We start from the raw sequence: 3,313 nt of genomic DNA on the forward strand, positions 1-3,313 counted from the left end.
CTTTCTCAGCATGTTCCTGATGAGGCGGACCGTGCCCGTGTCATGAGCTACCTGGATGCAAGCCTTCACCATGTGGTGATGGATGTCATCTTTACTACCGTGCCCGTTGCCATGCACGAAGTGTTCCTGGTCCGGTATAAGGAAGACCCGGGAAACGGCGACCACCTGGAGTTTCTTCGTCAGTTCAATCCCACCATAGAAGAGGCCATCCGTTACGCCGCGCAACAATCCAAGCGCCAATTCATCGATGCCATCCATGCCGGATAAGCCAACCATTCCCGTCAAGTTCTACCGCCCACACCGCGACTGGTGGGTATACCTTTTCTCTTTTTTGTTTGTAGCAATTTTCCTTGGTGGAGTCCCGCTTGTCCTTTGGCAGGCGGACATTGCGGTATGGCAGCGAGCCTGTATGGCGGGAGTTGCACTCCTGCTCGTTATTAGTACTATCGATAAAGTGTACTTTACGGTGTATGAGCTGGGTGAGGAGGCGTTGGTGATCCACAGTCAGTTGCGACGGGCCGCCATCCCATACCGGGATATGCAGGAAATTTCTCCCACAGGGTTTAAGGCACTCTTTTCCACCAAGCGACGGAAGCGGTTTGCCTTTTCTCGTCATAACATGACCATAAAGGTGACTAATGCATACTGGGACGAAATCTCGGTGAGCCCGTACAACGTCAGTAGTTTCCTTGACCACCTTCTCAGTAAAATAGACCATGAGCGTTCCCGTAGGGCAACGGTGAGCCGGAAGAAATAACCGACAGAGCTATGCGTGGAATTATTATTTGTGCCGTCCTGGCGTGTATCGCCATTATTGGTTCAGCCATTCTTTTTACCCTCAACAGCTCCGGGGGCGGCCCGCGTGTGGTGCCTATGCACAGCTCGTATGAGCAGCGCGTGGCTGATGGGTACTGGAAGAAGGGGGCAGAGCAACCCAAGGTGACCTTCTTGGAATATTTGGATTTCCAGTGTGTACCCTGTAGGGCGGCATCGCCAATGATTGACGAGGCGTATACGCAGACACGGGACTTTGTCCAAATCCAAAACCGCATATACCCCATTACGCTTAACCATCCCTTGGCACTTCAAGCTGCACGGGGTGCAGAGGCGGCGGGGCGACAGGGCAAGTACTGGGAAATGCATGATAACCTGTTCGTAAATCAGCCCCTTTGGGAAAAGCAGTCATCTGAAGCATTTAAAGGTACCTTGGATTCCTATGCCAAGGCCTTCAACTTGAATATCGAGCAGTTCCATCGCGATCTAAAGGACGCGACCCTCGATGAACCTATAGATCGGGACATGGCCATGGGAAACAAGATACCCCTTCAGCAAACCCCGCTTTTCTTTATAAACGGTAAGGTAGTGGAAACATTCCCGGCAAATTCCACGGAGTTGGTTGAAATACTAAAGAAGGCAGCTGCTGAAGAGCAGGTTGCGCCAGGGGAAGGGATTACCTACTAGATGATCCCCGCACCCCTTCCAGGCCAGCCGCTGTCTGTTGCGCAGGCTATCACCCTTTTCAATACCGTCCTAGGAGACCTCACCCTGGTTGTGGAGGGGGAGGTTGCAAGCTACGGCGTGAGTCAGGGAAAGTTTGTCTTTTTCGATATAAAGGACGAAGAACACGATGCCCGCCTTGGGTGTTTCATGATGCTCTTCAAGCAAAACGTTCCCTTGGAAGACGGGATGCGCGTCTCGCTTACCTGCCGGCCAAATATCCACCTGAAAAGCGGGAAGTTCAGCCTCACCGTTGAGCGGATTGAGCCTAAGGGCGAGGGGAGTATCAAACGGGCCTATGAGTTGCTTAAGCAGAAATTAGAAGCCGAAGGGCTGTTTGCCGAATCGCGTAAGAGGCCACTGCCGCGCTTCCCCCGCAAGATTGGCATTATCTCTTCTGCTGGTGCGGCGGGCTACGGTGACTTTATGCGCATAGCGGGAGAGCGCCTTTGTTGTGTCGACTTTGTTTTTGCCAACGTGGCTGTGCAGGGGATAGAGGCTGAGGATGATATTGCGTTTGCCTTTGACCATCTCAATAGCCATTACGACCTGGATACCATTGTGTTGGTTCGCGGAGGCGGGAGTATTGAAGACCTGCATGCGTTCAACAGCGAGCGCGTAGCACGGGCCATTGTCCGCTCAAAGGCGCCAGTGATTGTAGGGGTGGGACACGAAAAGGACATTACTATTGCCGATTATTGTGCGGATGTCCGTGCTGCTACACCTTCTAATGCAGCCCAGCTGCTCATTCCAACTACCGAGGATGTAGTGGAGCTGGTTGTCCGCCTCACACAAAGCGGTCGGCGCTTGGTGGAGCGTGCTATAACGTATGCCAATGAGCGCGTGGTGGGAGTGGTGGAAAGGATGCATCAGCAGCTTCTTTTCCGCATTCAGTCCCGTACCCAGTACATTGAACAGCTGACTCGCACCATTACTGCACTCTCGCCTCAAACCACTTTGGAGCGTGGGTACAGCATTACCTGTATTGAGGGTGGTGGGACAGTGCGCAAGGCTGCAGATGTCCAGAAGGGTGACACCCTAATAACCCGCTTCCTTAAGGATTCCATAACATCACAAGTACAATGAGCAAAGAAACAGTATTTCCCCTGCAAGAGAAAGTGACCCGCCTGGAAGAGATTGAAAAATCATTCCAGCAAAATGATTTGGATCTGGACAAGTCATTCGCTCTCCATAAGGAAGCACTCGCCATCGCTAAGGAAGTTCAGGACTATCTTAAGGATGCAGAGCAGACCTTGGAGCAGATTGATATTGCTTCCCTGCGGAAATCCAACTAGTTGTCTAGGGCTTAACAGATTAAATTTTGTGTGGTACAAGGGTTCTAAGGACAACCGGGGCGTCCGGTATAAAAGGAAATTTTAAAGAAAATGGCTTTCTGAGGGAGAAAGTCTGCAAGGCACCATTGCTGCTCATTGTCGTGGGGGGTCGATGTATGTAGAATGGCTTCAACAAGTGCAAATAGCAGAGTAGTAACGTACGTTTAATTGTATGGGACGACACGACTTATCCTTTGAGGAGCCGGTTGATAATGCCCTCGTTTCTTTCGAGGAAGAGCTTATCACCGAAGAAGCTTCCGCACCCGCTGAGTTCATGGAATTTAGTGAGATAGAGCTTGATCCGTACGCTTTCTTCTAGAAATAATGCTGCCTAAGAAAAACGCCCATAGACGGGCGTTTTTCTCTTGTCTAGAATGAGGAAAGCAAGTTAAGAGACGTACTATGCGCGTAATCATCGGGACAGACCACGGAGGATATTCACAGAAAGAGCAATTGCTCGCAGCTCTTCGTGACGCCGGTTA

6 protein-coding genes are annotated in these 3,313 nt (G+C 51.1%); all 6 read left to right on the top strand.

Annotated elements, in window-relative coordinates; all coding sequences use genetic code 11:
* Positions 1–267 (top strand): hypothetical protein (locus VLA04_03400; GenBank protein HSI20723.1); only part of this gene is annotated, 267 nt, incomplete at its 5' end.
* Entirely contained in the window at positions 257–757 is a 501-nt protein-coding gene (locus VLA04_03405) for a PH domain-containing protein (protein HSI20724.1), read from the top strand. The genes VLA04_03400 and VLA04_03405, both read left to right, overlap by 11 nt.
* Positions 758–768: 11 nt before the next feature.
* Positions 769–1,461: a thioredoxin domain-containing protein gene (locus VLA04_03410; protein HSI20725.1), complete on the top strand. Its 693-nt coding sequence runs from the start codon at positions 769–771 to the stop codon at positions 1,459–1,461.
* A complete protein-coding gene (gene xseA / locus VLA04_03415) occupies positions 1,462–2,583 on the top strand; it encodes an exodeoxyribonuclease VII large subunit (protein HSI20726.1) in 1,122 nt (373 codons plus the stop codon).
* Entirely contained in the window at positions 2,580–2,792 is a 213-nt protein-coding gene (xseB, locus tag VLA04_03420; protein HSI20727.1) for an exodeoxyribonuclease VII small subunit, read from the top strand. Before xseA ends, xseB begins: the two co-directional genes overlap by 4 nt.
* Before the next feature lie 211 nt (positions 2,793–3,003).
* The gene (locus VLA04_03425) at positions 3,004–3,150 is read left to right on the top strand and encodes a hypothetical protein (GenBank protein HSI20728.1); all 147 of its coding nucleotides are present in this window, start codon (positions 3,004–3,006) and stop codon (positions 3,148–3,150) included.
* The last annotated feature ends 163 nt before the right edge of the window (positions 3,151–3,313 follow it).

Source organism: Verrucomicrobiia bacterium (assembly GCA_035460805.1).
In the GTDB taxonomy this organism is placed as follows: Bacteria; Patescibacteriota; UBA1384; order CAILIB01; family CAILIB01; genus DATHWI01.